Raw genomic sequence first — 26,981 nt, 5'->3', positions numbered from 1 at the left:
TTGAAAAGACCGAAGATTCGTTGGAGCGCGATTCAAGCGGACGAAATAAAAAAACGGTCCAAGAAGGACCGTTCGTGCTGTTTGAAGATGCGTTAAAGGAAATCGGCTTGCGGCCGCGTGCGGACTAGCACGCCGCCGTCAAACGCTTGGCCAGCTTGTTGCGGCGGCGTGCATAAGCACCCCCGATGACCCCAGCCAATCCGAGCAATGCCATCGACGAAGGCTCAGGAACTGCGGTGAAATTCAGCGTCACACCGTTGGTACTGGAACTCCAGGTGAAGAAGCCCTTTGTAACATCGGGTGCTGCACCTGCCAAAGTGATGTTGCCGAAGACGCTGCCTGGAGCGGCAAAGGTTCCGGTGAAAACATTCCAGCTTTGGTTGGTGTTCCAAAAGGATGCGTCGATCGCATTGGAGATGTTGAGGACCGAGGTTGCTCCACTGTTGATCGAGAGCCCCGATCCACCGGAAACAGCTACCGTATCGAAACCGGTTGTCGTGTTGACCAAGTCCCACGAAAAAGTCGAGCCGGAGTCAAATGCGAGACCGCCGTTGAATGCAAGCGAACCGGCACCGGATACACCCGGGCTCAATGTTCCACCGTTTTGGATCACAACGGAGTTACCAAACGAACCGAGACCAGTCAGCGAGGATCCGGCTCCCGAGACGGCGGTGGATCCATTGACGGTTACCCCGGAAGCGACTTCCACACGACCTCCGCCTGAAAACGACACCGTCGATGCGCCCACGTTGTTGTTGAGACGAACAACGCCTGTCGCATCCGAATTTGTGATCTGCAAATTTCCGCCACCTGTAATGGCTCCGACGTTCAGCGTAGCAGCAGCGGAGTTCGAAATCGCGACATTTCCTGATGTATTGGAAATGCTACCTATGGTAGTAACCCCCGTTCCAGAGTTCGAAATCGATACACCCGCAGCGCTCGAAATTCCGCTCGTCGAAAGCGTCCCTGTGCCTGCCTTGGTGAGCGTCAGCACCCCTGCGGCGTTTGTGAGAGTGCCAGTGAACGAAGTAGCCCCAGTTCCGCCTACCGAAACTGTCGATCCCGAAACCGTTGCGTTTCCGATCGTGACATTCCCGGTCGCGTTCGAATTTGTGATGGCCAAGCCCGCGTTGCTTGTTAAAGATCCCGTGAAGGCGATTGCACCAGTACCAGACTTCGAAATAGTTAGGGCCGATGCAGCGGTGTTGCTCACACTCCCACCGAATTGAAGACCGCCAGTTGACGTTGCAGAAATGGTCTTCGACCCCGCGCCGGAAAAGGTAACGCCGGCGTTGATTTGCTGATTATTTCCACCGAGATTTTCGAGGAACGAGTTGGATCCCTGCAATTGCAGCCCAACGCCTGAGAATGGACGGAACGTATAAGCGCTCGAACCGGCTGCGAAACGAACACCGTTGGCGATGTTTGCTCCACCCGCGAAATCGATATTCTTCGAGTTGGCACCATTGTTCACAAACAACGCTGTGCTTGAACTAGTAGGCACCGTATCAAGCAACCAGTTACTGCCATCGGACCAGTAGTAGAAAAGTGGTGCGTCAAGGGTCGAATCCCCTTCCCACGTCTGGCCGATCGCAAAATTCCCGAAACTGCCTACTGCAAGCGTAGCTATGCTGGCTACTAAGAATCTCGCCAATCTCATGTTGCCCACCTCAGAATTCTTCAAGGTTGTTAGATACTAGGGCCTGAGTTTAAACCGTTGTGAAAGATTTGCAAAGGTTTTTCGCTCCAAATCGCGCATTCCGCAAAGTTCCTATTACTCCTAGGGGAATGATGTTTTCCCGAAGATTGGGTCGCCATTAGATAACTGCGATTCTAACGTTTCGAGCCCTGAGACGATCCGGTCGTTTTTAACGTCTCTATTCCGAAATATTGCCCATCCAACCTGAGGCTGAAATGTTCAATTTTGGGCAAAGTTATGACGTTTTCACGGTGCGTAAGTCCCGTCTAACGGTGTTGCGGTCGAATTTCGCCTCTTTTCGTAAGTTTTTTTGCGTACCGGGAGATGCGGATTGCGCTTAATAGGAATGGTTGAAGCGATTGTCTAAAGTATCGCCGCAATTTTCTTTCGCTTCCGACATGTAGCAGATACAATCCAGGTGTGACGTACACATCTTCGTCAGTAGATTCGAAGGGTTTTTCAAAAATGGTTGTCCGCAGAAGTCGTGGTTTCACTCTCGTTGAGTTGCTAGTGGTCATTGCAATCATCGGGATTCTGGTTGGTTTGCTTCTTCCCGCAGTTCAGGCGGCACGGGAGGCAGCGCGACGGATGCAGTGCCAAAATAACCTCAAGCAGTTTGGTCTCGCTGCATTGAATCATGAAAGCGCACTCAAGTACTTCCCGCCAGTGATTCACTCAAAGGTTTTTCCTAGCAGTGCTGGCCCTGTTGCACGTTCATCGGCTGCGAGTCTTCAAGTAGCGCTTTTGCCTTATTTCGAACAAACAGCGGCTTATTCGCTCTTCGACATGGATTACAACGTCGAGACCGATATTCCAATCTTCCCAACGATTGTTGACAAGCCTAACGCGAATGCTGCTGCCAGAGTCACGGAAGTCCCGAGCTTCCTTTGTCCGTCAGACGGTTCGGCGGAGCGGATTAACAATTTCGGCCGCCTCAATTACCACGGTTGTATGGGCGGGGCAAACCTCTACGGCGGAGCGACCTTTAATGGTGTGTCGTTGGACGGCGTTTTTTCTAAGAGCAGGCCAACCAACCAGGTAATGAGAGGTCCGACCTTTGGAGAGATCAGCGACGGAACCAGCAACACTTCGCTCTTTGCAGAGGTTATGAGAAGCACGAGTGTCGGGGTGAATAATAACACTACAGCATTTCGCGGCACAGCCGCGTATACGGGATTGCAGCTGGTGGACGGCAGGACGGTACCAGAATGCATGCCAGGTGCCAGCTCAAGTAACGTCCACCGCGACACCGGCTTGAAGTACTACATCTTCCTTCCGAACAATACGACCTACACCCACTCACTCCCTCCCAACTGGAACAAGCGAGTTCAGAATGTTGCTCAGCAACGATACAACTGCGCGAATGACGCGGTTGTTGGCGGGTTTGCAGGCTCCCAGCAACACATGGCTTCATCGAGCTACCACACGGGTGGAGTGAATGTTTGCCGTGCGGACGGATCGGTTGCGTTTCAGTCCGATTCCGTGGATTTTGGTGCGTGGCAAGCCTTTGGAAGCCGAGCTGGCGGCGAAGTGGTCAATTTGAACGATTAGTCGGATCGACAGCAAACAGAACCAAAGAAAGGCTGCCTCACCAGGCGGCCTTTTTTGTTATCCCACACCCTCGATGGACGCATGTTGCGACCATTTACTCAGTGGTTTCTTAATGAATCCTTCTCGAACTCCGTCATGACCCTCGACCATTTCACCTTGTTGAATCGGCAACTGCTCGAGTGCCTTCAAGCGGACGCAACCTCCCCTGTCGCAGCATTGAGCAGTATTGTCTCGGGAACCTCTTTGGGGGAGCGGATTGCGAAAGCCCCTGCCTGCATTGGCTCATTTCAGCACCTTGATTCGATAGTTCGCGCCGCTCTTCAGCGGCCATCTCTCGCTCTTAGGTTTCGCTCCGTGGAACGAGAAATGCCTGACGACGCGGTGCATGCGGACGAATCGATTTCAACGATTCCAAACGACGTTCGGGCTCTGGTCTTGCTTCGGGCGATGATCGCTGCGGCGAATGCGGATGGAGAGATCGATTCCACCGAGCTAGTGCAGATTGAAGATAATTCAGCGCGGTTGCAACTCCCCGAATCCGCCCGCACTTGGCTTCGATGTGAGCTGAAAACACCTCGCAATGTCTACAGCATTGCCTCCATCACGGAGCAGCCCGCCGACGCGGTCGCCGCCTACATCGTCTCGCATTTGATTGTCGATCACCAAAACGAAGCCGAGCAAGCATTCCTCGATGAATTGGCAGGCGCTCTTCAACTCACGCCACGCATGGTGATGGAGATTGAGCAAGTCCTGCACGATCCGACCTGATCGAAAGTTCTTGATCACCCTCAGCAACCAACTATTTTCCCGAGGGTGCAGCAAGGCGAACCACTGAGTCCGTTCGTTTTCCTTCAACCGCACGTACCCGGTGCGCGAAGTGGGTTTATTGGCCTTCGCGGAGGACCTTTAATACGCTTTCAAAATCAGGCGGAAGGGGGGCGTTAAATCGCATCGGCTCCCCTGTCTTAGGATGCGCAAATTCCAGTTGGTACGCATGAAGCGCTTGCCGTTCCATCTCGATGGTGTCATCCCCAGGACGGGCTGGAAGTCCTTGGGCGACGCGGCGAAGCAGCTGACCTCGGGTTACCTGTGCATGGCCTCCGTAGAGGCGATCGCACAAGACAGGACAGCCAATATGGGCCAAGTGCAGTCGGATCTGATGCGTTCGCCCCGTTTTCGGTTGAACCTCCAGCAATGCGTAACCGCGGAATCGCTCCTTGACCTCAAAAAACGTCGAAGCGTCACGGCTCGATGGATGCCCGGAACGAATCGCCATCTTTTCTCGATGATAGGGATGATGACCAATCGGCTGATGAATCCAATCGCGATCCCGATCCAGCGAACCCGACACGATCGCCATGTATGTCTTTGTCACATCACGAGCTTCGAACTGGGCACTGAGCTTGAAGTGAACTTCGTTGGTCTTCGCAATCGCAATAACGCCGCTCGTATCGCGGTCCAGGCGGTGAACGATCCCGGGACGCGTCGCACCTCCCGCATCGCTAAGCTGTTGAAAGTGGTGTGCGAGCGCGGCCGTGAGAGTGCCTGACCAATGCCCCTTCGCTGGATGTACCACCATACCCGCCGGTTTATTGATGATCACCATCCCTTCGTCTTCGTAGAGAATGTCGAGGGGGATGTCTTCTGCGATCGGTCCATCGGTCGGGGGGGGAGGAAGCAGATCGATGGCAACCTTCTGTCCCGCGAATACCTTGAACGCAGGCTTCACGGGCCGACCGTCCACCGAGACTTGTTCTTCCGTAATCAAACGGCGGAGAAAGACGCGGCTGTACCCATCCAGTTTGAGGGTCATGAACAAGTCGATGCGCTTTCCCGAATGCTCTTCGCAAACTTCGAGAAGGACATCGCGCCGAGGGGGGAGCGGGTCGGTATTCGAGGGAGCTAGCGGCAGGGAGGGATCCTGTTCGGAACCATCCTGCGGAAACTCAATCTCATCAAGAGGCAGAACCATCTTCTTCTTCCTCTGTGCCGTCGCACTCCTCATCGCATCCGGATTCGGAATGAAGCAAGCCCGGTTCGACCATAACCGCTTCATCGGATTCAGGATTGATCAATAAACCGAATTCTTCGGACATCGGGCGGAGCAAGGACTCGCCGTCGACCTCGAACAAGTCGACCGACTCCCCTTCAATTTGATCGGCGATCGAATCAACAAACAATTGAGCCGCTTCGCTATCCATGAAGGCGACGACGGCTGGGAACTCTTCGGTCTCTACGACCAATGCCGAGAGAGCATCTTCATCGTCCTCTTCGGAGGCGAGCGCGACGAGAGTGAATCGCTCGCTGCGGATCCACTGATCGACCGCGACTTGATCGTCGTTATTGATCGCCTGGATCAAGCCTTCCAAGCGGTTGTTTTCACTGCCAGCGTTAGTCATTGCGAAGTCCTTATTCGTTGAAAACGGATAGTTTGACAGAGGACCGCGAGACTGGCTATCGCAAGCGATCAGAAATCGTTTGAAAGTTGGCAGGGCTGATCGGGGGAGGAATTGCGGTCTAATTACCCTTACCTCTTCCCTTTGGTGGGTTTCCCGGCCAAAATGACAATTCTTGTAATGTCCTGTTCTATGCTTCCTGTCGGAGAGTCCTCCATGTCACAATCGTCTCGCCGTTCCTTTATTCAGAAAGCCGCCGCTGCGAGTGCAGGCGTGGCTGCAGTCCCCTACTTTCACACCGCTGCCAATGCGACGTATGCCTCCCCCAACGACCGTTTTAAAATCGGATGTATCGGGGTCGGTAGCATGGGAACCGGGGATGCACGCGGGCATGCGAACTTCGGTGACATCGTCGCGGTTTGCGATGTCGATTCCAATCACATGGATCGCGCACGCAACGATGATAAGATCGGCAAAGGCAAGGCGGATGCTTACAAGGACTATCGGAAGCTCCTTGATCGCAAAGACATCGAAGTAGTCAGCATCGTTACACCGGACCATTGGCACACGAAGATCGCTATCGAAGCGCTTCAAGCGGGTAAACATGTCTTCTGTCAAAAGCCTTTGACGCTCACTCTGCAAGAAAACCTACTCATCCGCGCTGCTTGCAAAGCCAATCCGAAGTTGGTCTTCGTCGTCGGAACACAGCAACGCTCGGATAAAGATCGATTTCTTCGCGCCGTCAACATGGCACAAAAAGGTCTGCTGGGTGATCTGACGCGGATCACGTGCGGCATCAACGGCAGCCCCACGGGCGGTCCGTTTGAAAAGGGGACACCACCCGCCCAACTGGATTGGGACATGTGGCTCGGGCAAGCTCCGAAAGTGGACTACATCGAAAAACGATGCCACTACGAGTTCCGCTGGTGGTATGAATACTCCGGAGGCAAATTCACCGACTGGGGAGCCCACCACATCGATATTGCTCTGTGGGCAGCCAAGCTCACCGAGCAAGGTTCTGGGCCCGTCGAAATCGACGGCCGCGATGCCAAGCATCCGGTGGAATTCAAAGATGGTAACCCGACAGTCGACAACCAATACAACACCTCCCACGACTTCAATATCATCCACAAGATGCCGAACGGTTTGGAGATCGTGGTGACCAGCCGAGGCCGAAACGGGCTTCTCATCGAAGGCTCCAAAGGACGTATCTTCGTCAACCGGGAGAAAATCGAAGGACAGCCCATCGAAGAGAATTGGGACAAGGACGCGTTTACCCCAGAAGACTTGGTCGATCTCTACAAGAGCAAGAAGTTTGAAGGCCACAAACAGAACTTCTATACCTGTATCCGCGAAGGGGGACTGCCGGTGTCGGACGTTTACTCGCACCTTCAAACGATGAACATGTGCCACTTGTCCGCCATCGCCGGCCGCCTGAATCGCGTGATCAAATGGAATCCGGCGACTGAGAAGATCGAAGGTGATGAGCTCGCCGCCTCCATGCAAGCTCGAGTCCAACGCAAAGGTTTCGAGATCCCCGTCGTCGGCTAAGCGACGCGCCAACATACCCATCCCACTTCGACTCAACGGGAGGCTTCGGCCTCCCGTTTTTTATTTGATGCACACGAATCATTCGTCTCCATTCCATCACTCTTGCCTAATTGGATGTTTTTTGACGTAATGGTGTTTAGAGGCGCACAATGTGCCATTTATGGGGTCGTGTGTGTGTTGGTGTAAATTAGCAAAAATAAGCAACCTTGGTTTGTGTTGTGGATCTTAGGCCGCTATTCTGATTCTGGTAATGGATCTTAGGTGGTTCTTTCTGAGCCGTCCCTGCAATTTTACAAGGGTTTCGTTTATGAGTCTTTCGCGAAGCAAATTGCGTCGAGCATTCACCTTGGTGGAGCTGCTCGTCGTCATTGCAATCATTGGAATTCTGGTCGGGTTGTTGTTACCTGCAGTCCAATCTGCGCGCGCTGCAGCACGGCGCATGCAGTGTGCGAACAACGTCAAGCAAATTGCTTTGGCCTGTCACAACTTTGAAAGCGCCTACAAGGCTCTGCCAGCCTGGACGTTTGTTGCGGGCGCGACGACCGGAGCATCCGGTCAGCGCCCAACAGCGCTCGGGTCCGCGCACTTCCAGCTTCTGCCGTACATCGAACAGAATGCGCTCTATAGCAATGCCAACGGAATTAGCTTTGAAGTTCGAACAGGGAAAGTCCCCTCGTTCGCTTGTCCTGACGATAGTACCCTGAGCGCGGCTGGTTTCGCTGGACGTGCCTTGACCTCGCATACGACTCGGACGAGCGTGGGTGGAGTTCCTTACGGTGGTACAACGTACGCGATCAACGCCCAAGCATGCAGCGCTGGATTCGAGCGAGGGCATCCCACACGCCTTGCTGGAAAGTTCTCGACGATATCCGATGGGCTGAGCAACACCATCCTTACGGTGGAGCGTCAGGCCGCGTGCTATGGGCACGACTTTCCACGAGCCGGGCAAACTCCGAACTTGGGTACGGGCTCGTTCACCTTTAGTATCTGGGCACGAGGAGGTCGGCACGCCACGTTTTCTCCATGGATCGACGGTGCACCCGCGGCGGCCGACTTGACCCTCAACAATGGTTCCGCCACAGAAGTCAACGCGGGATATACCTGGTGGGACTGCCCCGTAATCAATGCGACCCTTCGGAATCCTGCTAACTTCGCAGCAGGTCCAGGACCTCGTACCGACCCAACCTTCCGAAATCCATTCAACGGCGTTCCGAATCCTGGCGGAATCCAAAATGGTACGACCGAAACCGGATGCGATTGGCGTCGGCCTCAAGCGATGCACAATGGAGTCATGACGGCTAGCTTGGCGGATGGAAGTGTTCGAATGATTGCAGCCAATATCAATGTCACCACATTCAACCTGGCTTGCACGCCTTCGGATGGAAATGTACTCGGATCGGATTGGGAGCAGTAATGAGCCGACTTATCGCTTTGTTCTTCTTGATCGGTTTGCTTGGCTGCGGGCCCGGCAAACCTGCGCTTACGGAAATTTCCGGGACGATCACCTTCAAGGGGGAGCCTATCCCCGCGGGCGATATCAGCTTTACACCCGATGTATCGATATCGAATGGTGAGTTACGTATGTATATGGTGAAGGACGGGAAGTTCAATTCCGAAGAAACCCCCGAGAGCGGATTGCTTCCGGGTAAGTACAAGGTCCGGGTCAACGGATACGACGGAGTTCAGATTCCTAACTTCTACAGCGGCAAACAAATCTTCAATGCGGTCGAGATGGAGATGGAGATCGCACCGGGAGAAAAAGTTGCTAAGGATGTCGTGATTCCCGAATCGGCCGGACAGAATGTGCGGCACATTCCCACCGCGGACTTCTAAGGTTGTCGATTCCATAAATCCCTACAAACGGTACGAACGCTCCCTGCTTCGTGCCGTTTTTTGTTTGCGAATCAGCGGTACCGCGAAAGCATGGAGTCGCTAAGCTTATGAACTCGGGATTCAACAAGCCTCGGTTCGAAAACAGCCTAACGATGTCACAACAAGTACTCCGCCCGGTAGCCGTCCAGCGTCATTTCACCAACAAAACACCTGGAAGCGTCCTTTACCGTTGCGGCGACACGGTCGTACTCTGCACGGCTTCGCTCGAAGAAAGAGTTCCCGATTGGATGGTGGGAAAAGGCAAGGGATGGATCACAGCCGAATACAACATGCTACCTGGCAGTACTTCACCGAGAAAGTCTCGTGAACGGGCAGGTAAAGTGGATGGTCGAACCACCGAAATCCAACGATTGATCGGTCGGTCGTTTCGCGCAGTCGCGGATTTGCAGAAGCTAGGTGAACGATCATTGACGATCGATTGCGACGTCCTGCAAGCCGATGGTGGGACCCGAACCGCTGCTATCACCGGTGGCTTCATTGCGCTCGTCGATGCCGTCAACTCCGTTTTCGCGGATGTACCTCGTGAACAATATCCATTGCGAAGCAGCGTCGCTGCGATCAGCGTAGGAATAGTGCACGGTGTTCCGGCTCTCGATTTGGATTACGCAAAGGACGTCATCGCCGATGTCGATATGAACGTCGTCATGACTGGCTCCGGACGGTTTATCGAAATACAAGGAACTGGAGAAGAAGCGACATTCGACGACGCTGAGCTGGGTTCGCTCTTGTCGTTGGCCAAGCAAGGAATTCAGTCTTTGACGAAGGTCCAAAAAGAGGCGCTCGGCAGCGGTTGGCGATTCGATTGATGCCCTGTCGATATCATGCCATCTCTCAAGAACAGTCCCGAATCGGGATCCACGGACGAATTTCTCATTCGCACTGCTGAACTCCTTCATCAGCATGGTACACCCTCTCATCGTTTGGAGAGAGTGATGACTAAAGTGGCGAAGACACTCGGCATTCAAAGCGTGTTCTTGTACACCCCAACCGCCTTGATCGCTTCTCTCGGCGAAGGGAGTAGCGAGAGAACTTATATGCGACGGGTGGATTCAGGCATCGTGGATGCCGACAAGCTCATTCGATTTGATGAGACGCTCGAACGCCTTGAAGCGGGCCAGATCGACGTCGCGAGCGCGAGACGAGAACTCGAGGCAGCCGCCTCCGCTCTCCCTCCTTATTCGGCGTGGCTTACCGCGATCGCATGCAGCCTCGGGTGCGTTTCCATCGCCATCTTTTTCGGAGGAGGAGCGCCGGAAGTCATCGCGGCTGGGGTGATCGGATTGGCTATCGCCGGCTTGGAAGAACTGCATGCTTGGATGAAATGGGAGTCGGGACTTTTGTTCCCGGTAGCCGGATTTGTGGCTGCCATGGCCGCGATTTCCGTTTCGAAATGGGTTACTCCACTCGACGATCGTTTGGTGACGCTCGCTTCGCTGGTGATTCTGCTCCCCGGCTTCACCCTTACCATCGCGCTCACAGAATTAGCCGTCGGCCATTTATCCGCCGGGGTTGCCCGATTAGCTGGTGCGTGCGTCACCCTCGTTACGTTGTTCCTCGGAGTCGCGATCGCATGGAAACTGATGGAGGGCGTGCGTATTCCACCCATTCAAGCACTTCCGCTGCCGGGGTGGTGCAATTGGTTAGCGATCGCCGTAGCTCCCATCACGTTTGCAATCTTGTTTCGCGTTCGAGTATCGCAGTGGTTGGTCGTTCTAACAGTGTGTTGGACCGGATTCTTGACATCGAGATTGCTCGGCGAAAAATTTGGTATCGAAGTAGGTTCGTTCGCGGGTGCGATTGTTGTCGGGGCTGGTAGTAATCTCTATGCACGGCTTCGTGACCGACCTGCCATGGTTCCCCAAACTCCTGGAATGATCTTGCTGGTGCCTGGCTCCCTGGGCTATCGCTCCCTGTCGGCCTTGCAAGAACGCGAGACCCTCCAAGGCATTGACTTCGCTTATGGAATGGTCTTGGTCGCCATGTCGCTCGTAGGAGGATTGCTCGCTGCCACGGCCTTGGTTCCGCCCAAACGCATCCTCTAACGCGAAACGGTCATGCTCTGGAATATGCCTTGCGCACCAGCACAAGGCAAAAGATACAAGGCACTTGGACAAGGTTCGTTTCTGTCGATGGCAAAGACGCTCGGTTTTCAATAGCCCCGGTCGTCAATAGACGCGACCGTCCGAAAGCACCCTAGTGCTACGAAGGGATCGAGATAGGTTCTTTGCTGTCTCCGAACCGATCGGTTTGCACTCCCGATTGCTGGAGCATCCAAAGGTATAAATCGCATAGAGGAGTGTTCTTCGGATAGCGCCAATGACCACCCTTGCGAATCTTTCCACCTGCCTTCCCTACGAACACGATAGGTAAGTCGTCGTGATTGTGCCGATCACCGTCTGAGATGCCGCTGCCATAGACCATCATGCAATGGTCCAAGAGCGTTCCCTCTGCTTCCTCGACTCCCGAAAGATGATCGAGTAGGTAGGCAAAGTGCTCCATATGGAACGTGTTGATCTTTTGTATCTTCTCTTGCTTCTCAGCGCTCTTTCCATGGTGGGAAAGATCGTGGTGCCCCTCGGGGACACCAATGTCGGGATAGCCAGAATTGTTTCCTTCGTTGCGGTACATGAAGGTGAGGATACGGGTTGCATCGCTTCGAATCGCCAATGCGGTGAGGTCGAGCATCAGTTTGCAATGTTCGCTCCAGTCGCGAGGGATACCTGCGGGACGGGGGTATTGCGGGAGGCCATTCTCTCCTATTTGCAGTTTGTCATTGCGGACCAATCGGTTCTCGACGTCCCGAATGGCGTAGAGGTACTCGTCCAGTTTTCGCTTGTCCGCTGCCCCCAGATCCTTTTGCAACGACTTGGCGTCCTCCAACGCAAAGTCCAACACGCTCTTGCGACGCACAGCTCGCTCGGTGTGGTTCGTTCGATCGCTAACTTTCTCGCCCGAACCAAACATGCGTTCGAAGAGAGACGCCGGGTCATGTTCTTTTGCCAGCGGACTGTTCTCGGTTCGCCAAGCCAGGTTACTCGAATAGGCGCAGGAATAGCCCGAATCGCAATTTCCTGACTGCGCGGAGCCCTCCGTTCCCAATTCCAACGTTGCAAAACGAGTTTTATTACCAATCGCTGCACCCGCGAACTGATCGACAGAGATGCCGTTCTTGAAATCAGCTCCATCGGTCTTCTTCGGATGGGCACCTGTTAGGAACGCCGCCCCGCTTCGAGCGTGATCACCTGCTCCATCGCCATGGTCCCTCGCTCCATCCAATGTCAATCCGGTAAAGACTGAAACGTATTCGCGATGCTTGGCCAGAGGGGCGAGAATCGGAGTCAGTTTGAAGTCGGTACCATCTTCGGTGGGGGTCCAAGCCGGCATGTGAGCTCCGTTTGGAACCATAAAGAATAACATTCTCTTAGGGATCTCCGCTGCCGCGGACGCTCGGACCGTTGGGATCATCGCATCGAGCAACGGCAAACTAATCGCTGTTCCAATCCCTCGAATCACAGTCCGTCTCGATATCCTTTTTCGGCTCATAGATCGTCCCTCTCCCCTTTGCGTTGGAATGGATCGCTGGCAACGATCTCGTAAATCAGCGTTGTGAATCGATATTCATCTTTCCCAGCTGCGACCATGATTTTGTCGACAGCGCATCGATCGTAATATTCAAGCCCTCGCCCGAGTGCGTAGGTCATGAGCTTTTCGGTAACACATCGCGCGAAGGTCGAAGCTTGCTTCTCCTTCAAGTTCCTTATCAAGTCTCCAGGACCCTTCACGGTTTCGCCGCTAGGCAACTCCCCCGTGGTGTCAATCGGCTCGCCTCGTTCATGAGTACGCCATCGTCCGACTGCGTCATAGTTCTCCAGGGCTAGCCCCAAAGGGTCCATCAGTTTATGACAGCCTGCACAACTCGGATCAACGCGATGCTGCTCCATTCGCTGGCGAAGAGTCCCTGTCAATTCTGTCTTTTCTAGTTCAGGCACTCCCGGTGGAGCAGGAGGCGGTGGGGTTCCCAGCAAGTTATCGAGAATCCACTTGCCCCGTTTGACCGGACTGGTTCGAGTGGGGTTGCTCGTCACCGCGAGGACCGACGCATGCGTGAGGATCCCCATTCGCTTTTGACCCTTGGTGGAAATGAGCCGAAACTGTTCTCCCGCAACGCCTGGAATTCCATAGAAACGAGCTAGCTTCTCATTCACAAACGTGTAGTCGGCATCGAGAAGCCGCAAGACACTCTCATTCTGCCGCAATAAATGCAAAACGAAATGATAGGTCTCGTTCCTGGCCAAGACGCGGATCTCATCGTCCCACTGCGGAAACAAATTTTGGTTCGGCTGAAACTGTTCCAGCTTTCGGAGGTTCAACCATTGCCCTGCAAAGTTCTCTACAAACTCGGCGGCGCGTCGGTCGGCGATCATGCGCTGGATCTGCTTCTTCAATAGGGCGGGCTCGCGGAGCTTCCCCTGGTTCGCGATGGATAACAATTCGGCGTCGGGCATGGAGCTCCACAGGAAGTAACTCAATCTCGTCGCTAATTCGAAGTCGCTGAGGAGCGGGTAATCGTTTCCCTTTTTTACAGCAGGTGACTCGACTTTGAACAAGAAGTGAGGCGAAACGAGAATGGCCTGCAAGCCCACTCGCAACGCCCCTTCGAAACTCTCCCCCGATTCCACGGTCTCGGCAACCAATTTTCCCAGTCGCTTCAACTCATCCGGTTTGACTGGCCTGCGAAAGGCGCGACTGGCTATCGGTCGCAAACAGGCCTCGGCCGCTTGCGAAACACTCGTCGCGACATCCGGTTTCGTGTGAACCAGTCTCTTGTGCGTTTCCGGTAAGGTGGCTTCGACGAGAGGGGTAGGGGCTTTTTGTCCAAGCACCTTCACGTCGTGAATGGAGAGATTGCGATCCTGTGCTGGTTTCCCATCTTTGGCTTCCACATAGAAGTCATTGAAGAACTCGAGCGTGATGGTCTGCGTCTTCTTGCCTGTCCCTTTGATCGGCACCGTGTACGTTTGCACGTTCCCTTTCGGTTCGGTCGAGACAGAGACCTCACTCACCTTTTTGTCATCCAATAGGACGCGGAGCTTGGGCGGTTCGTCTCCTGCGGGAGTTCCACTCAGCCCCATCTCGATTCGGAAGGAGCCTCGCCAAGGGAGCGACTCTTGGAAGCTAATCTTTCCATTGGAAAAAAAGAGTAATTGCCTACCATCGTATTTCCCTCCACCCTGAGGCTCTGCATCCGAGAATTTGACAATCGACTCATAAACAGGTCCAGGTTCCGGGGCCATGATGGATTGGTCGGAAATCTCTTCCGCCGCGCGAACGTATTTTTCCATCAAGATGGGAGGCAGAGCCAGAACATCCCCGATGTTGTCGAAACCATATCCGACGTCATCGCCCGGAAATCCCGAGGCCGGTTGGTACTCGATTCCCAGCAAGTCTCGAATCGTGTTCTGATATTCGACCTTGTTGAGTCGACGAAGGGTCACACTCCCTGGGTTGGGGGTCAAGCCGCATTCGATGTCGTTGATGGTGGACCGAATCCAATCGATCAGTTTCTGTTTGGCTTCTTTCTCGAGAGGCGTCGCGTCCTCGGGAGGCATGTCCCCGAGCTCAATTCGCTGCAATACCTTTTGCCAAGTGGAACGTTCCTTCAACATCGATTTGGCAGTCTGGAAATGACTAAGCGCCAAGCCCCCGTCTGCCTCGGCCCCGCTATGGCAGTCCAAGCATGCTTGCTTCAAAATAGGCTGGATGGAGGAAGCAAACTCTTTGTCCTTCTTCGCCCAATCGATTCCTAGCACACTAGGAGTTGACCCAAACGCAAAATGCATCGCAGCCAGGAACAGACAGCTAACAAACCCTCGCATGGGTAAAATCAATGCTCCAGCTACGAGTCCTGATCAACGAACGCCCAACCAACACACTCCCAGCCAACAATCGTTTAGGCAAACCAACAATCGTTTAGGCAAAGAGGTACATTACATCCCAGAATGTCCTCAATCCTCGGGTGGTTTTCCCGACATAAGACATTTTAGACGACAAAAGCCCCTCGGGCGAAATGGAATCGAAGCGAAATGACGCAAGTTGCCACGACAGATGAACTTATCCAACGAAAATGCGCTGCCTGCGAAGGAGGGCTCCCTCCCTGCTCCCCCGAGTTGGCACGCGAGCAACTCGCTCACTTGGGCGACTGGAAACTCGACGAGTCGGGAAAGTCTATTCGCCGCGGTCTCCGTTTTCGGAATTTCCTGCAGGCGATCGACGCTCTCAATCGAATTGCTGAGCTGGCGGAACAAGAGCAACATCACCCGGACCTCCATCTCACTAGCTACCGCGTCTTGACCATCGTATTGACCACCCACGCCGTCTCCGGCCTCAGCGAAAACGACTTCATCTTGGCCGCAAAAATTGACCGCTTGATCGGAACATCCTTTGCCGACGCCAAGCCAAACCCATGAGCGTTTCCTCTTCTGAACCATCGCTCCCCATTCGAAACATGGATCCCGCTAGCAAGGAGATTGTATGCCACAGGATCGCGATGGAATTTCCGAACTCCCAAGGGGATGCTGAACAGGTTCTTCGAGGACTTGATTTGCATGTTCGCACAGGCGAAATCCTCACGCTGCTCGGACCGAGCGGGTGTGGAAAAAGCACGCTCTTACGAATTCTCGCGGGATTGCTTGTCCCGACGCGCGGAGAGGTCCTGGTCCAAGGTCAGACGTTCCAGCAGGGTGGCAAGGAACTTAAGAACCGTCTGTCGTTCGTCTTCCAAGAGCCTGCCCTCCTGCCCTGGCGGACTGTATGGGAAAATGTCTCGCTTCCGCTGCAACTGCGAGGAGGTCTCCGTGCCGCGGCTGCCAAGGATTCCATCGAACATTGGCTCGACGTGGTAGGCCTATCGTCGAAGGATTGGTCGAAGAAGCCAACGCAGCTATCAGGGGGGATGAAGATGCGCGCGTCGATTGCGAGGGCGATGACGACTCAGCCTCGCATTTTGCTGATGGATGAACCCTTCGCCGCGCTCGACGACGTACTGAGGTCCCGTTTGAACGATCTCCTTCTCCAAATCGTGGCGGAGGAGAAATGCACCGTCGTTTTCGTGACACACAATATCACCGAAGCTGTTTACATGAGCGATACGATTGCGATCATGGACCAAGGGAAAATCGCGGAAAGTCTCGAGGTTCAATTCTCATCCCCCCGAACCAAAGAGCTTCGCAGCTCCACCGATTTCTCCCGTTACTACGGCGCGGCGTCCGCTTCTCTATTCCGGAATGGAACGGGCGATGAATAAGTCGTCGATGCATAGAATCGCAGTCGCTTGGCCAAAGTTTCTTCTCCCGGTTGTCGTGTTTCTTTTGGTATTAGTGACCTGGGAAGTGCTGGTTCGCTGGCTGGAAATCCATAAGGTGATTCTGCCTCCCCCGAGCGATGTCCTCTCCGAAATGGTGCGCGAGCGTTGGACTCTACTGCGGGGTGCGTGGATCACTCTTCAGTCGGCAGCCGCGGGATTGCTCTGCAGCGCATTGGTCGGCAGTTTGGTAGCGATGATCTTTAGCCAGTCCTCCTGGCTCAGGCTTTCCTTCTACCCCTATGTGATCTTCCTGCAAACCGTTCCCATTGTGGCGATTGCCCCGCTGTTGATCCTTTGGTTCGGAAACGAGTTTCGAACCGTGGTCCTGGTCTCTTGTATCATCAGTATTTTTCCAATCATTTCCAACGTCACGAGCGGGCTTCTTTCAATCAATGAGAATTTGCGAGATCTCTTTCGCATGCAGTCAGCAAGCCGGTGGCAAACGTTGATCAAGCTTCGGATACCGGCGGCGATTCCACAGCTTATTCTCGGTCTTCGTGTGAGCAGCGGACTGGCCGTGATCGGTGCAATCGTCGGCGAGTTCTTCGTGGGGGATCGGGGTGCCTACGAAGGACTGGGGACGATCATCACGGCTCGGCAAGGAAACTTGAAAACCGCCTCGATGATTGGGGCTGTCATCGCATGTACTCTCTTAGGACTGGCTCTCCTCTTTTGCGTTCAACTCCTCAACCGCTGGATTTTGAAACGATGGACGCAAGGAGTTGGCTTCGAGTCCGATCATTAAATCACGAAGGGAGATCGGACCGCGATATACCCGCAATGAAGAACGCAAACTACGAGCACGGTCCAGCACGAGGGGATGGACACTACGAGAATCGGGATAAATCCGGATCCGCCATTCGCACCTGGAGTTCGGTCGCCTTGTTCGTTTGCTGGTCCTTGTGGTGGGGAGGTCTAACGTTTTATGCAGCCGTGGTGGTGCCAATTGGTACAGAAAGGTTCGGGAGCTTTGACCAAGGGCTCGTTACACAGGAGGTGACCCGCTATCTTCACGTGTTGGCTGCGATCGTAACCGGACTTGCTTTGCTGACAGGCCTCGTCGAGAAAAACAGACGAAAGATCCTCGCAGCCCTCCTCCTGGGAATCCTCACGGTCGCTCTCACGTACCAGCACAACGCGCTCACTATCCGCATGGATACAGCGAACGACACGGTCACCGACGATTTTTATCGTATGCACGCGATCTATCTTTGGCTCACGACCGGACAGTGGATCGTTGGTTTGCTCACTATCCTCCCCGCGACGCTTACGCCGACTCGGTGCCCGACCGCTACCTGATTCTCGCGGCTTGAATCCGGTAGGCCGACCCACGCGGCGGATGGCCCTACCTCCGATTCCCAAACATCAAAACAGAATGGGCTCGTCGCCGGATGGTTTCTCTTCCCATTGCCGACGAATTTCCCGGAGACCATACGCGCACATTTCGAACTGCTCGCTGAGCCGATGCAGCAAGTCGCTCGAAGCAGTCTGCTCATCGTCCGATTCGATTTCGCTCGCGATCTCGTACGCTTTCTTTCCTTCATGGCAGTAACTGACAAAATGATCGGATTTGTCGGTCTGCAACCCCCGCAAGGACTCCGGATAAAGACCGGTCCAGAACAAGGTAAAGTCCCCGATATGACGGTGCACTTCTCGCTTCGCCATCCCGACGCGATGCTGTGCTTCAGCCATCATGGTAACGACTTCCGTCGCCCGTCTTCCGTTCAGCTGCCGAATGCGATGGAGCGCGTCGGTCTTTGTGAAGCGAATCAGCAAATTGCTGACGTAGGTAACGAGCTCGGTATCGGTTACGCCCAACTGAGAATAGAATGCGTACTCGGACAAACCTGTAAAAAATCGCTCAAGCAGCTTGCTGCTCGGGCTGGAGGCATCGCTTTCAAATTGCATAGAAAGTCGCTCCCACTTCTACCAAACAAACGGACACGCTTTGTATTAAACTATTCAGTCCGTCCCGGTGAAGTCAAGACAATTACCTATCCTGTCCACAACTTTTGCCACCCCTACGATCGGAACGACTCGGTGAACCGATGTCTGTCGCTTCCGGCAATCTCCCTCCTTCGTGTGAAACCCTCCCTATGCTATTCGATGCTCACTTGGATTTGGCACTCAACGGTGTCGATTGGAATCGAGACCTTCGGCAAACCGTCGAGGATATTCGGGCACAGGAAACGGCATTGCAAATGCCGGAAGCCGGTCGAAGAACCAATACACTTAGCCTTCCCGAACTGCGTGAATCGGGGCTCGCCGTTTGCCTGGCCACTTTGCTGGCACGATTGGAGCCCCAGATCAACCATTCGTTCGGTTGGACCAGCCCAGAGGCTTGCTACGCGATGGCCCACGCGCACTTGGCCTACTACCGTGCGCTCGAACGCGCAGGACACTTGACTTGGATCCGATCTCGAGCCGATTTGCAGTCGCACGCAGATCGATTTGCCGCTGCCCCAGCGATAACCCCACTCGGAATTATCTTGACCATGGAGGGGGCGGATCCGATCCTCACGCCTGACACGGTCTTCGAGTACCATGCCGCCGGCCTGCGAGCCTTAGGCCTGACGCACTATGGGACCAACCGCTATGGTGGTGGTACGAATAGCCAAGTCGGATTAGCGGTCGACGCCGTTCCTTTGTTGAAGCATTGCGAGCAACTGGGGATTACCATCGACATGACCCATCTCTCCGACATCGCGTTTTGGCAAGTCCTCGAGCATTTTCAAGGTCCGATTCACGCGAGCCATCAAAATGCGAGGGGTATCTGCAATTGGCAACGCCAGTTCAGTGATGCCCAAATTCGAGCCGTGATCGAACGCCGAGGTATCCTAGGGGTTGCGATGGATGTCATTATGTTGCAAGAGGGGTACGTGCGCGGGGTTACCCCCCCGGTTGTGACCCTCGAAAGAGCCGTCGATCAAATTCGCTACGTGGCGGACTTGGCCGGATCGATCGACTGCGTTGGGATCGGATCCGATTTGGACGGTGCCTTTGGCAACGAACAAACTCCGGTTGGACTCAGCCGCTACCGGGACTTGCTTAAAATCGAAGATATCATGCTTCGACGCGGTTTCACTCCCGAGGACGTGGAAGCGGTATTCTTCGGCAACTGGTTCCGATTCTTTATGCGCATTCTTCCGGATGAAGAATCCGCCAGCCAGGAATAGCGATCGATGGATTTCGGTTACACTCAATACGGTTGCGCTTGATCGATCGAACGCTCGCTCGATCGAATTCGCCACATAGAGCAAATGCACCCAGCAGATACCTATAGCAATTGCTAACGTTCTTCCTCGATGTCCCAAGCATCGCAGAGTTCCCACCCATGTCCCCTCCGACTCGGATCTTCTTTCTCTGCCGACCGTGCATTCCGTTCGCATGGATCCTGGGAGCCATTCTAGGACTGGCTATGCACGGGCTGTTCCCGAGTGGATTGCCCGCGCAAGACGCAGCCCAAAACACGCCGCAAAGTACGGTCGACTTCAATCGCGATATCCAACCGATCCTCGCCGAGCATTGCTTGGAATGCCATGGGCCTGAGACGTCCGAAGCGGGACTGGATCTCTCGCGGCGGGATACGGCGACTGGGCTTCTCGAGAGTGGCGTTCGAGCCATTGTGGACGCAGCCCCCGATCAAAGCGAGTTGTTGCGGCGCGTCCAAGCCAGCGATGCGGATGTTCGAATGCCTCCCCCTGATCATGCTCCGCTCAAACGGATCGAAGTCGAAAGGCTCCGCCGCTGGATCGCACAAGGAGCAAGCTACGATCTTCACTGGGCATTCAAACCGTTGATGGACCTATCGCAACTCGACTCGACTGCCAGCGAATCGACCGTCCATCCGATCGATCGATTCGTGGAACGCGAGCTGGCTACGGTCAACGCCTCCCTCTCTCCGGAATCCGATCCACACACCTTGATCAAACGAGTCTATCTCGATCTCCTCGGATTGCTCCCGAATCCGGAAGAGACATCCAGCTTCGTCGACGCGTATCGATCTGCTAACAGCTCGGAGAAAGAAGTTCTTTACGAACAGCTGGTCGATCGTTGTCTAGCTTCTGCCCATTTCGGCGAACGATGGGGCCGGCATTGGCTCGATCTCGCGCGCTTCGCCGATAGCGATGGCTATGAAAAGGATCGAACCAGGCCTGATGCCTACGTCTATAGGGATTGGGTGATCAACGCCTGGAACCAGAATATGCCTTTTGATCAGTTCTCGATCGAACAACTTGCTGGCGACCTACTTCCCCACCCTACTCCCCAGCAACGCATCGCGACCGCATTCCATCGCCAGACGTTGACCAACACCGAAGGAGGGGTCGACCAAGAAGAGTACCGAATCGCTGCCAATTTTGATCGGACCGACACTCTCGGAACCGTTTGGTTCGGACTCACGATCGGATGTGCGAAATGCCACACCCACAAATACGACCCCATCACGCATCGGGAATACTTCGAACTCTTTGCATACTTCAACGAAGGTGACGAACAGTCGGAAGAGCTCCCGATCAACCTATCGAACCATTCGCCAATACTGCCCGAACTTTGGGCGGTCGAGTCGCAATTGAAGTCGCGTTATGGAGAGCTTGTTGAAGCTCAGCAAGCTTGGGAGCGCGAGCAACGAGAACGAGTGGAAGCAGACGAAAACAAATCGCTCAAACCGGAAGATCTGCAATTATCCAAAGAAGTCTTCAACGCCCTCAAGATGTATCCCGAAAAGAGGACCAATGAGACCCGCGAACTCTTGTTCGGGTTCTTTACGGATCGGGACGACGAGGTAAAGCGACTCAAAGCCATCCACAAAGAATTGTTGGATCGCTCTGGATCGCCCGTCATGTCGATTCGTGTCTTCGCTCCATCGCGGAGCAAACGCAAGACGCATCGATTGGAACGCGGGGATTTCTTGTCCCCCGCTGAGCGCGTTGATCTTGGTATTCCTACAGCTCTGCTCGATGACAACTCCGGCAAAGGTGCCTTGCGAGACCGATTGGAATTGGCCAAGTGGATGATGGGGCCGTCGAATCCTCTCACTCCCCGTGTGGTCGTGAATCAGATTTGGCTACGGTTGTTCGGACAAGGAATCGTGCGGACAGTCGGGGATTTTGGTGTTCGCGGAGAAAATCCCTCTCACCCCGAGTTACTCGACTGGCTCGCTACCCACTTCCGAGATCGATTGGGTTGGAATACGAAAGCCTTCATCAAGTCGATCATGCTGTCGCGAACCTATCGCCAATCTTCGGTGCATCGTGTTGATTCGAGTACACAGGATCCACTCAACAGACTTTTGTCGCGGCAGAATCGATTGCGATTGGAAGGGGAAATTGTTCGCGATATTTCGCTCCAATCTTCAGGCCTTCTGTCGCGAAAGATTGGTGGTCCCAGTGTCTTTCCTCCGATGCCTCCCGAGCTTGCTAAACTCAGTTACGCCAACAATTTCACTTGGAAAGTAAGCGAAGGCGAGGACCGGTACCGACGGGGGATGTACACCTTCTTCAAACGAACCATTCCACACCCGACCTTGATGACGTTTGATTGTCCCGATGCGAATGCTACGGCAGTTTCGCGAACGCCATCCAATACGCCTCTGCAAGCTTTGGCATTGCTCAACAACGAAACATTTCTCGAGGCGTCCGTCGCTTTAGCCCAGAATATTCTCTGGGCCCAATCGAGCGAGGATGAACGTTTGAGATTGTGTTTTCTTCGCTGCCTGGCGCGCGAGCCGAGCTCAAGTGAACGGATCGAACTGCGTGGGCTACTGGAACGAGCCCGTGTGATTTACCGCGAAAATCCAGCTTGGGCGAGCGAGCTCCTGTCGACTCGGCCCGATAGCGAAGGTCCAGTTGCCGAATTGGCCTCATGGTCTATCGTCGCGCGCGCCTTATTGAACTTGGACGAATTCATCACCAGGGAATAGCCATGGACCTCCATTCCATTTTGAAACATCCTGAGCTATCCCAGTTTGTCCAACGCGATTCCCGGAGGGTCTTTTTGGAAAACGCAGGGTATGGAATCGGAGCCTTGGCGCTCGCGGCTTTGGCCAGAGAGAACGCTGACGGCGACGAACCTACGTCTCGCAGTACGTCCGATCCGGTGTTCTCCATGAATCCGAAACCGCCGCACTTTGCACCCCGCGCGAAGCGATGCATCTTTATTTTTCTGGAGGGGGCGCCCAGTCAAATCGATCTTTATGATCCCAAGCCCAAGTTGGTGGAGTTGGATGGTCAACCATTGCCCGAATCGATGACGCAAAGCGTGCGCTTTGCCTTCATCAAGAAAGAGTCCGCGGTGCTCATGGGGTCGAAGCGAGTCTTCCGCCAGCACGGTCAATGCGGCATGGAGTTCAGCGACCTGATGCCCCACATCGGATCCTGTGCGGACGACATCCTTATGGTTCGATCGATGCACACGGATCAATTCAATCATCACCCCGCGCAGTTGACCTTGCTCGCAGGCCGCCCATTCTTCGGACTACCGACGATGGGATCGTGGCTGACCTACGGGCTAGGGAGTCCGTCTCAAGATTTGCCAGGATACGTCGTCCTTTCGGCGGGACGGGGAACCAGCGGTGGGGCATCCCTCTGGTCGAGCGGAATTCTCCCTTCCCTTTACTCCGGAGTTCTCTTTCGAAATCAAGGTGACCCCGTGTTGAATTTGGGAACTCCAAAAGGGATCCCACCCGAGTTGCAACGAGCAACGGTCGAAACGTTGAGCCAACTCAATCGCAACCGGTTTGAGCAGCTTGCCGATCCTGAAATCCAGAGTCGAATCGCCAACTATGAACTGGCTTTCCGAATGCAAAGCGCTGCACCGGAGCTCATCGATTTGAAGGGCGAGACTCGCGAAACCGAGGAGGAGTACGGTATCCACCGAGAAGATCCGCCGATCAAGGCAGACCGAGCGGGAGGTAAGGGGCAGTACAAGCAATTTGCGACGAACTGTTTGTTAGCGAGACGACTCATCGAGCGTGGGGTTCGGTTCGTCAGTTTGTTTCATGCTTCGTGGGATCATCATTCCAACTTGGACAACGAATTGACCTTCAATGCCGGCATGGCAGACCAGCCGGTCGCAGCATTGCTAAACGATCTCAAACGACGTGGCTTGCTCGATGAGACGCTGGTCATCTTCGCGGGGGAATTCGGCCGAACGCCTCTCGGTGAAAACCGGCTTGGGTATAGCAAGGTGACAGGCCGCGATCACCATCCGTTTGCGTTTTCGCTTTGGATGGCAGGGGGAGGTGTTCGCGGTGGGCTTACCTATGGTGCCACCGACGAGATCGGTTGGTCGGTTATCGAGAAACCTGTTCATGTCAACGATTTTCATGCGACAGTTTTGCATTTGTTCGGCATGGATCATCTGAAGCTAACGTATCGTCACCAAGGCCTCGACGCGCGATTGACCGGAGTGGCAGGGGACGTCATCCACGATTGGATTGCGTAGTCCACTTCCGTTCCACCGAGAGGAGCGTGCATTGCTTTCTCCTACTCCATCCACGAGACTATACAGCCTCTCATCTATTCCTATTCATCGCTTCCGATTCCAATTGCCGAGAAAGCAACCATTATGGCCAAGATCGCAATCGTCTACTTTTCCGCCAACGGGCACACCGAGCAACTCGCACATGCGATTTCCGATGGGGTGAAATCGCAGTCTGGAGCCGAGCCCGTCGTGCTTGCCGTGCAGTCGTCGGATATCACCAACGGCCGATGGAAAAACGATTCTGTCATCGCTTCGTTGCAACAGGCCGATACGATCGTCTTTGGAACGCCGACTTACATGGGAGGGTATGCTGCCCAATTCAAGTCCTTTCTGGATGCCTGCAGTTCGATTTGGTACTCGCAAGGCTGGAAAGATAAAATGGCGGCAGGTTTTACCCACTCGCTCGGGCTGTCCGGTGACAAGCTCAACACGCTCAACAGCCTTATGGTCAATGCGATGCAACACGGAATGGTGTGGGTTGGAAATGCGGTCATGACCAATTCGAACTCGGTCGAGGGTCTCAATCGCCTTACCTCTTACTCCGGCTTGATGGCCCAATCGAATATGGATCAACCCAACATTGGACCTGGCGATCGGCAAACCGCCGTTCTTTTCGGAGAGCGAATCGCTCAAGCAACTTTACGCTGGACCCAGAAATAGATCGGATCGTTGGTCATGCATACCTCTCTGCATCGTAGACATCTTCTCCAATCGACCGCGGCAACATGCTTGGCTGCGTCGATTGCCAAAGTGGCGCCCGCCCTCCCGGCTGATGAGCCCTTTTCCTTTCGCTATTTGCTGGGCTCCTCGCTCTACGGTTATGCGTCGATCGAATCGATTCTCCGCGAAGCGCCGAAGCTGCAGTGCGCATCGATCGATCTTTGGCCGCGCGTGCATGGTGATCAACGAGAGCAACTGGATGCAATGGGCGAAGAAGCCTTCCAGCGACTCCTCGAGGAACACCATCTCCAGCTCGGGTGCATCACGCAGTACAAACTCGGGCCCTTCGGTCTGGCGGATGAGTTTCGATTGGCCAAGCGGTTGGGATGCAAGACTATTGTGACGGGAGCCAAGGGGCCTTCGAAACTGCAAGGATCCGAGCTTCGCGCTGCCATTCGTGACTTTCTCGAACAGTTAAAACCCCATCTGGCCATCGCAGAAGAGTGTGGGGTGGTCTTGGCGATAGAGAATCATGCCAACAACTTGATGGAGAGTGAAGATTCGCTCCGCATCTTTGCAGAGCTTGCGTCCGCGGACAATTTGGCTATCGCCTTTGCACCGTATCATCTTCCTCAGGATCCCGATCGCTTGGCCAAGCTGCTTGAAGAGATTCTCCCGAAAGTGAACGTCTTTTACGCGTGGCAACATGGCAAAGGAAGCATGACGAAGCAGCCGAGGGAAGACGAATGGATGCAACTGCCAGGATACGGTACGCTTGATTTCAAGCCGATGGTCGATGTGCTGCGACGGGGCAAATATCAAGGATGGACCGAGCTATTCATGCACCCTTATCCACGCGGGTTGGCAATCCATGAATCCGTCGAGCAGTCGACAGCTGTTTTGCTCCAGGCGAAACGGCATCTTGAGTCACTTCTTTAGTCGATGCGAATAACGATCTTCCCGAAGTGATTGGCAGCGGCCAACGATTCGAACGCTTGAGGGGCCTCGTCAAACGAATAGATCGAATCGATGACGGGGAGGATGGGATGCGATTCCAGAAATTGGTTCATCGCGATGAAGTCCGCACGGGAACCGACATAGATCCCGTCGAGCCGCACGTTGCGAGCCAGCAGCGGAAAGAGGCTGGCCGTCGGGGGGCCAAATCCGGTGAGAACTCCGATCAAAGCGATGTGGCCGCTGGCAGCCACCGACTTCATCGATTGTTCGAGTGTTCCGGGACCACCGACTTCGACGACGTGGTCGACGCCTCGTCCATCGGTATCTTTCCAAACTTGCTCGGACCAATTAGGAAATTCTGAGGTGCAGATGGTTTTCCAAGCCCCCAAGGCTTCCGCCCTCTCAAGCTTCTGTTTGCTCCGCGATATGACGATTGGTTTTGCACCGTGTGCGACCGCGAATTGAAGAGCGATGACCGACACGCCCCCGGTACCGATGCAGAGGACGGTTTGGCCGGGAAGCAATTGCGACCGAGAACAAAGGGAATACCAAGCCGTAAGGCCCGCGCAGGGGAGTGTGCTGGCATGTTCGTAGGAGAGGGAGTCGGGGATGCGAACCACCCCGGTTTCGGGGAGATCGATGACCTGTTGCAACATTCCGTCGAGAGTTCCGCCGAGGTCGTTTTGATGGTGAGAAAGATCGAATGGGCCGGACTGCCAAGTCTGGAAAAAGCAGCCTGCGACGCGGTCACCGAGTCGCCACTGGGAGACATTGTCGCCGAGAGCGATGATTTCCCCTGCACCGTCGGAGGTAGGGACACGGCCGTCGACCTGCCTGCCAGCCAGGTTTTTCCAGGCGATCAGGTCGCGGTAATTGAGCGAGGCGGCGTGGACCCGAATCCGGACGTGGCCAGCAGGGGGCTGGGACGGGAGAGAAATTTCGGAACGGACAAGATCGTAGGCGGTCGGATTCTTCGAAAACTGCCAGGCAATGTGGTTCATAAAGGGCTCCGAATGGTGGAAAATGCGGTTCTCGACTTGTTCAGTTAGAGCACTTCGATATGCTTTTGAACAGTCCGCTATTCGGAGGGTAAGCGAATGGCTAGCGGCATCATTGGAAATGATGTGCCCCGTAAGGGGTTGCGGGTTCGAGTCCCGTGCCCTCCGCTTGTTCGCCTGCATAAACCATGTCAGAATCACCGTTCCCCCTGTGATTTCCTTGGTTTTCAGCGTTATTTTGCTCAGCATCGCAAACGCTCGCGGTGCTGCTTTCCGTGCTGTTTTGGCTGTTCACCGTGCTGTTTTCCGTGCGCGGCTCCGACGCCTTCTCGAAGTCCCCATCGGTCACTAGCAAGTAGCTCTTCCGCGCGATGGTCGGAGAGTTCCCCAACCACATGCAAACAACGTGCGTCGGGAACTCCGCTTCCAAC

Annotated in this window: 23 protein-coding genes and 1 tRNA gene; 17 read left to right on the top strand and 7 right to left on the bottom strand. The window is 54.5% G+C overall.

The features are described 5' to 3' along the window. Positions 1 to 124: 124 nt before the first annotated feature. Complete coding sequence (locus VN12_RS11255; RefSeq protein ID WP_168164339.1) at positions 125 to 1,504, bottom strand: beta strand repeat-containing protein; 1,380 nt, start codon at positions 1,502 to 1,504, stop codon at positions 125 to 127. Positions 1,505 to 2,164: 660 nt separating this feature from the next. Between VN12_RS11255 and VN12_RS11250 the strand changes: the two genes are divergently transcribed. Both VN12_RS11250 and VN12_RS11245 read left to right on the top strand, forming a co-directional pair. Next, complete coding sequence (locus VN12_RS11250; RefSeq protein WP_146676918.1) at positions 2,165 to 3,250, top strand: DUF1559 domain-containing protein; 1,086 nt, start codon at positions 2,165 to 2,167, stop codon at positions 3,248 to 3,250. An 81-nt stretch (positions 3,251 to 3,331) separates the two neighbouring features. Continuing rightward, positions 3,332 to 4,018: a DUF533 domain-containing protein gene (locus VN12_RS11245; RefSeq protein WP_146676917.1), complete on the top strand. Its 687-nt coding sequence runs from the start codon at positions 3,332 to 3,334 to the stop codon at positions 4,016 to 4,018. Positions 4,019 to 4,133: 115 nt separating this feature from the next. Here the strand turns inward: VN12_RS11245 and VN12_RS11240 are convergent, their stop codons facing one another. Together VN12_RS11240 and VN12_RS11235 are read right to left on the bottom strand one after the other, a co-directional pair. Continuing rightward, on the bottom strand, positions 4,134 to 5,222 hold the full coding sequence (locus VN12_RS11240) for an RluA family pseudouridine synthase (protein ID WP_146676915.1): 1,089 nt from the start codon (positions 5,220 to 5,222) through the stop codon (positions 4,134 to 4,136). Continuing rightward, positions 5,206 to 5,649, bottom strand: a complete 444-nt coding sequence (locus VN12_RS11235) for a hypothetical protein (protein WP_146676913.1) — start codon at positions 5,647 to 5,649, stop codon at positions 5,206 to 5,208. Before VN12_RS11235 ends, VN12_RS11240 begins: the two co-directional genes overlap by 17 nt. Positions 5,650 to 5,862: 213 nt before the next feature. Between VN12_RS11235 and VN12_RS11230 the strand changes: the two genes are divergently transcribed. From VN12_RS11230 to VN12_RS11210, 5 genes are all read left to right on the top strand, one after another. Beyond that, positions 5,863 to 7,197, top strand: a complete 1,335-nt coding sequence (locus VN12_RS11230; RefSeq protein ID WP_146676911.1) for a Gfo/Idh/MocA family protein — start codon at positions 5,863 to 5,865, stop codon at positions 7,195 to 7,197. Between the two features lie 307 nt (positions 7,198 to 7,504). Continuing rightward, entirely contained in the window at positions 7,505 to 8,611 is a 1,107-nt protein-coding gene (locus VN12_RS11225) for a DUF1559 domain-containing protein (protein ID WP_168164338.1), read from the top strand. After that, positions 8,611 to 9,030 (top strand): hypothetical protein, encoded by a 420-nt coding sequence (locus VN12_RS11220; protein WP_146676909.1) that lies wholly within the window; start codon positions 8,611 to 8,613, stop codon positions 9,028 to 9,030. Before VN12_RS11225 ends, VN12_RS11220 begins: the two co-directional genes overlap by 1 nt. Positions 9,031 to 9,182: 152 nt before the next feature. Continuing rightward, a complete protein-coding gene (gene rph / locus VN12_RS11215; RefSeq protein WP_146676907.1) occupies positions 9,183 to 9,896 on the top strand; it encodes a ribonuclease PH in 714 nt (237 codons plus the stop codon). A gap of 15 nt (positions 9,897 to 9,911) precedes the next feature. Continuing rightward, positions 9,912 to 11,132: a threonine/serine exporter ThrE family protein gene (locus tag VN12_RS11210; RefSeq protein WP_146676905.1), complete on the top strand. Its 1,221-nt coding sequence runs from the start codon at positions 9,912 to 9,914 to the stop codon at positions 11,130 to 11,132. Between the two features lie 157 nt (positions 11,133 to 11,289). On the opposite strand, the gene VN12_RS11205 is transcribed toward VN12_RS11210, so the two are convergent. Both VN12_RS11205 and VN12_RS11200 read right to left on the bottom strand, forming a co-directional pair. After that, on the bottom strand, positions 11,290 to 12,633 hold the full coding sequence (locus VN12_RS11205) for a DUF1552 domain-containing protein (protein ID WP_146676904.1): 1,344 nt from the start codon (positions 12,631 to 12,633) through the stop codon (positions 11,290 to 11,292). Continuing rightward, on the bottom strand, positions 12,630 to 14,966 hold the full coding sequence (locus VN12_RS11200; RefSeq protein WP_146676902.1) for a DUF1592 domain-containing protein: 2,337 nt from the start codon (positions 14,964 to 14,966) through the stop codon (positions 12,630 to 12,632). The genes VN12_RS11205 and VN12_RS11200 overlap by 4 nt, the downstream gene beginning before the upstream one ends. A gap of 207 nt (positions 14,967 to 15,173) precedes the next feature. Here VN12_RS11200 and VN12_RS11195 point away from each other — a divergent pair, with 207 nt between their 5' ends. From VN12_RS11195 to VN12_RS11180, 4 genes are read left to right on the top strand one after another with little or no spacing between them, the layout of a single operon-like run. Continuing rightward, positions 15,174 to 15,557 (top strand): 4a-hydroxytetrahydrobiopterin dehydratase, encoded by a 384-nt coding sequence (locus VN12_RS11195; protein ID WP_146676900.1) that lies wholly within the window; start codon positions 15,174 to 15,176, stop codon positions 15,555 to 15,557. Continuing rightward, positions 15,554 to 16,393 (top strand): ABC transporter ATP-binding protein, encoded by an 840-nt coding sequence (locus tag VN12_RS11190; RefSeq protein WP_146676898.1) that lies wholly within the window; start codon positions 15,554 to 15,556, stop codon positions 16,391 to 16,393. Before VN12_RS11195 ends, VN12_RS11190 begins: the two co-directional genes overlap by 4 nt. Then, complete coding sequence (locus VN12_RS11185) at positions 16,386 to 17,198, top strand: ABC transporter permease (protein ID WP_240491397.1); 813 nt, start codon at positions 16,386 to 16,388, stop codon at positions 17,196 to 17,198. Before VN12_RS11190 ends, VN12_RS11185 begins: the two co-directional genes overlap by 8 nt. A gap of 35 nt (positions 17,199 to 17,233) precedes the next feature. Further along, positions 17,234 to 17,752 carry a DUF4149 domain-containing protein gene (locus tag VN12_RS11180; protein WP_146676896.1) on the top strand — a complete coding sequence of 173 codons (519 nt, stop codon included), beginning with the start codon at positions 17,234 to 17,236 and terminating at the stop codon, positions 17,750 to 17,752. A 66-nt stretch (positions 17,753 to 17,818) separates the two neighbouring features. On the opposite strand, the gene VN12_RS11175 is transcribed toward VN12_RS11180, so the two are convergent. After that, the gene (locus VN12_RS11175) at positions 17,819 to 18,361 is read right to left on the bottom strand and encodes a hypothetical protein (protein ID WP_146676895.1); all 543 of its coding nucleotides are present in this window, start codon (positions 18,359 to 18,361) and stop codon (positions 17,819 to 17,821) included. A gap of 140 nt (positions 18,362 to 18,501) precedes the next feature. Here VN12_RS11175 and VN12_RS11170 point away from each other — a divergent pair, with 140 nt between their 5' ends. The 5 genes from VN12_RS11170 to VN12_RS11150 all read left to right on the top strand — a co-directional run bounded on the left by VN12_RS11170 (position 18,502) and on the right by VN12_RS11150 (position 25,534). Next, a complete protein-coding gene (locus VN12_RS11170; RefSeq protein WP_146676893.1) occupies positions 18,502 to 19,629 on the top strand; it encodes a dipeptidase in 1,128 nt (375 codons plus the stop codon). Positions 19,630 to 19,787: 158 nt separating this feature from the next. Then, complete coding sequence (locus tag VN12_RS11165; RefSeq protein ID WP_146676891.1) at positions 19,788 to 22,373, top strand: PSD1 and planctomycete cytochrome C domain-containing protein; 2,586 nt, start codon at positions 19,788 to 19,790, stop codon at positions 22,371 to 22,373. 2 nt (positions 22,374 to 22,375) lie between these two features. Continuing rightward, positions 22,376 to 23,896 carry a DUF1501 domain-containing protein gene (locus tag VN12_RS11160; protein ID WP_146676889.1) on the top strand — a complete coding sequence of 507 codons (1,521 nt, stop codon included), beginning with the start codon at positions 22,376 to 22,378 and terminating at the stop codon, positions 23,894 to 23,896. A gap of 123 nt (positions 23,897 to 24,019) precedes the next feature. Beyond that, entirely contained in the window at positions 24,020 to 24,595 is a 576-nt protein-coding gene (locus VN12_RS11155) for a flavodoxin family protein (RefSeq protein ID WP_146676888.1), read from the top strand. A gap of 15 nt (positions 24,596 to 24,610) precedes the next feature. After that, positions 24,611 to 25,534, top strand: a complete 924-nt coding sequence (locus VN12_RS11150) for a sugar phosphate isomerase/epimerase family protein (protein WP_240491396.1) — start codon at positions 24,611 to 24,613, stop codon at positions 25,532 to 25,534. On the opposite strand, the gene VN12_RS11145 is transcribed toward VN12_RS11150, so the two are convergent. Beyond that, positions 25,531 to 26,553, bottom strand: a complete 1,023-nt coding sequence (locus tag VN12_RS11145) for a zinc-dependent alcohol dehydrogenase family protein (RefSeq protein WP_146676884.1) — start codon at positions 26,551 to 26,553, stop codon at positions 25,531 to 25,533. The two genes, VN12_RS11150 and VN12_RS11145, sit on opposite strands and share 4 nt — an antisense overlap. Positions 26,554 to 26,636: 83 nt before the next feature. Here VN12_RS11145 and VN12_RS11140 point away from each other — a divergent pair. Continuing rightward, positions 26,637 to 26,718, top strand: a tRNA-Ser gene (locus VN12_RS11140). Positions 26,719 to 26,981 lie beyond the last annotated feature (263 nt).

The sequence above is a fragment of the Pirellula sp. SH-Sr6A genome (assembly GCF_001610875.1).
Classification (GTDB): domain Bacteria; phylum Planctomycetota; class Planctomycetia; order Pirellulales; family Pirellulaceae; genus JBKCUI01.
Note: the sequence above shows the minus strand (reverse complement) of the source record. Positions and strands in the feature narration are given on the sequence as shown.

Excerpts from the sequence above, each read along its gene's own strand:
- VN12_RS11250 (WP_146676918.1), top strand. The coding sequence starts at position 2,165 with ATGGTTGTCCGCAGAAGTCGTGGTTTCACTCTCGTTGAGTTGCTAGTG.
- VN12_RS11245 (WP_146676917.1), top strand. The coding sequence starts at position 3,332 with ATGTTGCGACCATTTACTCAGTGGTTTCTTAATGAATCCTTCTCGAAC.
- VN12_RS11240 (WP_146676915.1), bottom strand. The coding sequence starts at position 5,222 with ATGGTTCTGCCTCTTGATGAGATTGAGTTTCCGCAGGATGGTTCCGAA.
- VN12_RS11235 (WP_146676913.1), bottom strand. The coding sequence starts at position 5,649 with ATGACTAACGCTGGCAGTGAAAACAACCGCTTGGAAGGCTTGATCCAG.
- VN12_RS11230 (WP_146676911.1), top strand. The coding sequence starts at position 5,863 with ATGTCACAATCGTCTCGCCGTTCCTTTATTCAGAAAGCCGCCGCTGCG.
- VN12_RS11225 (WP_168164338.1), top strand. The coding sequence starts at position 7,505 with ATGAGTCTTTCGCGAAGCAAATTGCGTCGAGCATTCACCTTGGTGGAG.
- VN12_RS11220 (WP_146676909.1), top strand. The coding sequence starts at position 8,611 with ATGAGCCGACTTATCGCTTTGTTCTTCTTGATCGGTTTGCTTGGCTGC.
- rph (WP_146676907.1), top strand. The coding sequence starts at position 9,183 with ATGTCACAACAAGTACTCCGCCCGGTAGCCGTCCAGCGTCATTTCACC.
- VN12_RS11210 (WP_146676905.1), top strand. The coding sequence starts at position 9,912 with ATGCCATCTCTCAAGAACAGTCCCGAATCGGGATCCACGGACGAATTT.
- VN12_RS11205 (WP_146676904.1), bottom strand. The coding sequence starts at position 12,633 with ATGAGCCGAAAAAGGATATCGAGACGGACTGTGATTCGAGGGATTGGA.
- VN12_RS11200 (WP_146676902.1), bottom strand. The coding sequence starts at position 14,966 with ATGCGAGGGTTTGTTAGCTGTCTGTTCCTGGCTGCGATGCATTTTGCG.
- VN12_RS11195 (WP_146676900.1), top strand. The coding sequence starts at position 15,174 with ATGACGCAAGTTGCCACGACAGATGAACTTATCCAACGAAAATGCGCT.
- VN12_RS11190 (WP_146676898.1), top strand. The coding sequence starts at position 15,554 with ATGAGCGTTTCCTCTTCTGAACCATCGCTCCCCATTCGAAACATGGAT.
- VN12_RS11185 (WP_240491397.1), top strand. The coding sequence starts at position 16,386 with ATGAATAAGTCGTCGATGCATAGAATCGCAGTCGCTTGGCCAAAGTTT.
- VN12_RS11180 (WP_146676896.1), top strand. The coding sequence starts at position 17,234 with ATGAAGAACGCAAACTACGAGCACGGTCCAGCACGAGGGGATGGACAC.
- VN12_RS11175 (WP_146676895.1), bottom strand. The coding sequence starts at position 18,361 with ATGCAATTTGAAAGCGATGCCTCCAGCCCGAGCAGCAAGCTGCTTGAG.
- VN12_RS11170 (WP_146676893.1), top strand. The coding sequence starts at position 18,502 with ATGTCTGTCGCTTCCGGCAATCTCCCTCCTTCGTGTGAAACCCTCCCT.
- VN12_RS11165 (WP_146676891.1), top strand. The coding sequence starts at position 19,788 with ATGTCCCCTCCGACTCGGATCTTCTTTCTCTGCCGACCGTGCATTCCG.
- VN12_RS11160 (WP_146676889.1), top strand. The coding sequence starts at position 22,376 with ATGGACCTCCATTCCATTTTGAAACATCCTGAGCTATCCCAGTTTGTC.
- VN12_RS11155 (WP_146676888.1), top strand. The coding sequence starts at position 24,020 with ATGGCCAAGATCGCAATCGTCTACTTTTCCGCCAACGGGCACACCGAG.
- VN12_RS11150 (WP_240491396.1), top strand. The coding sequence starts at position 24,611 with ATGCATACCTCTCTGCATCGTAGACATCTTCTCCAATCGACCGCGGCA.
- VN12_RS11145 (WP_146676884.1), bottom strand. The coding sequence starts at position 26,553 with ATGAACCACATTGCCTGGCAGTTTTCGAAGAATCCGACCGCCTACGAT.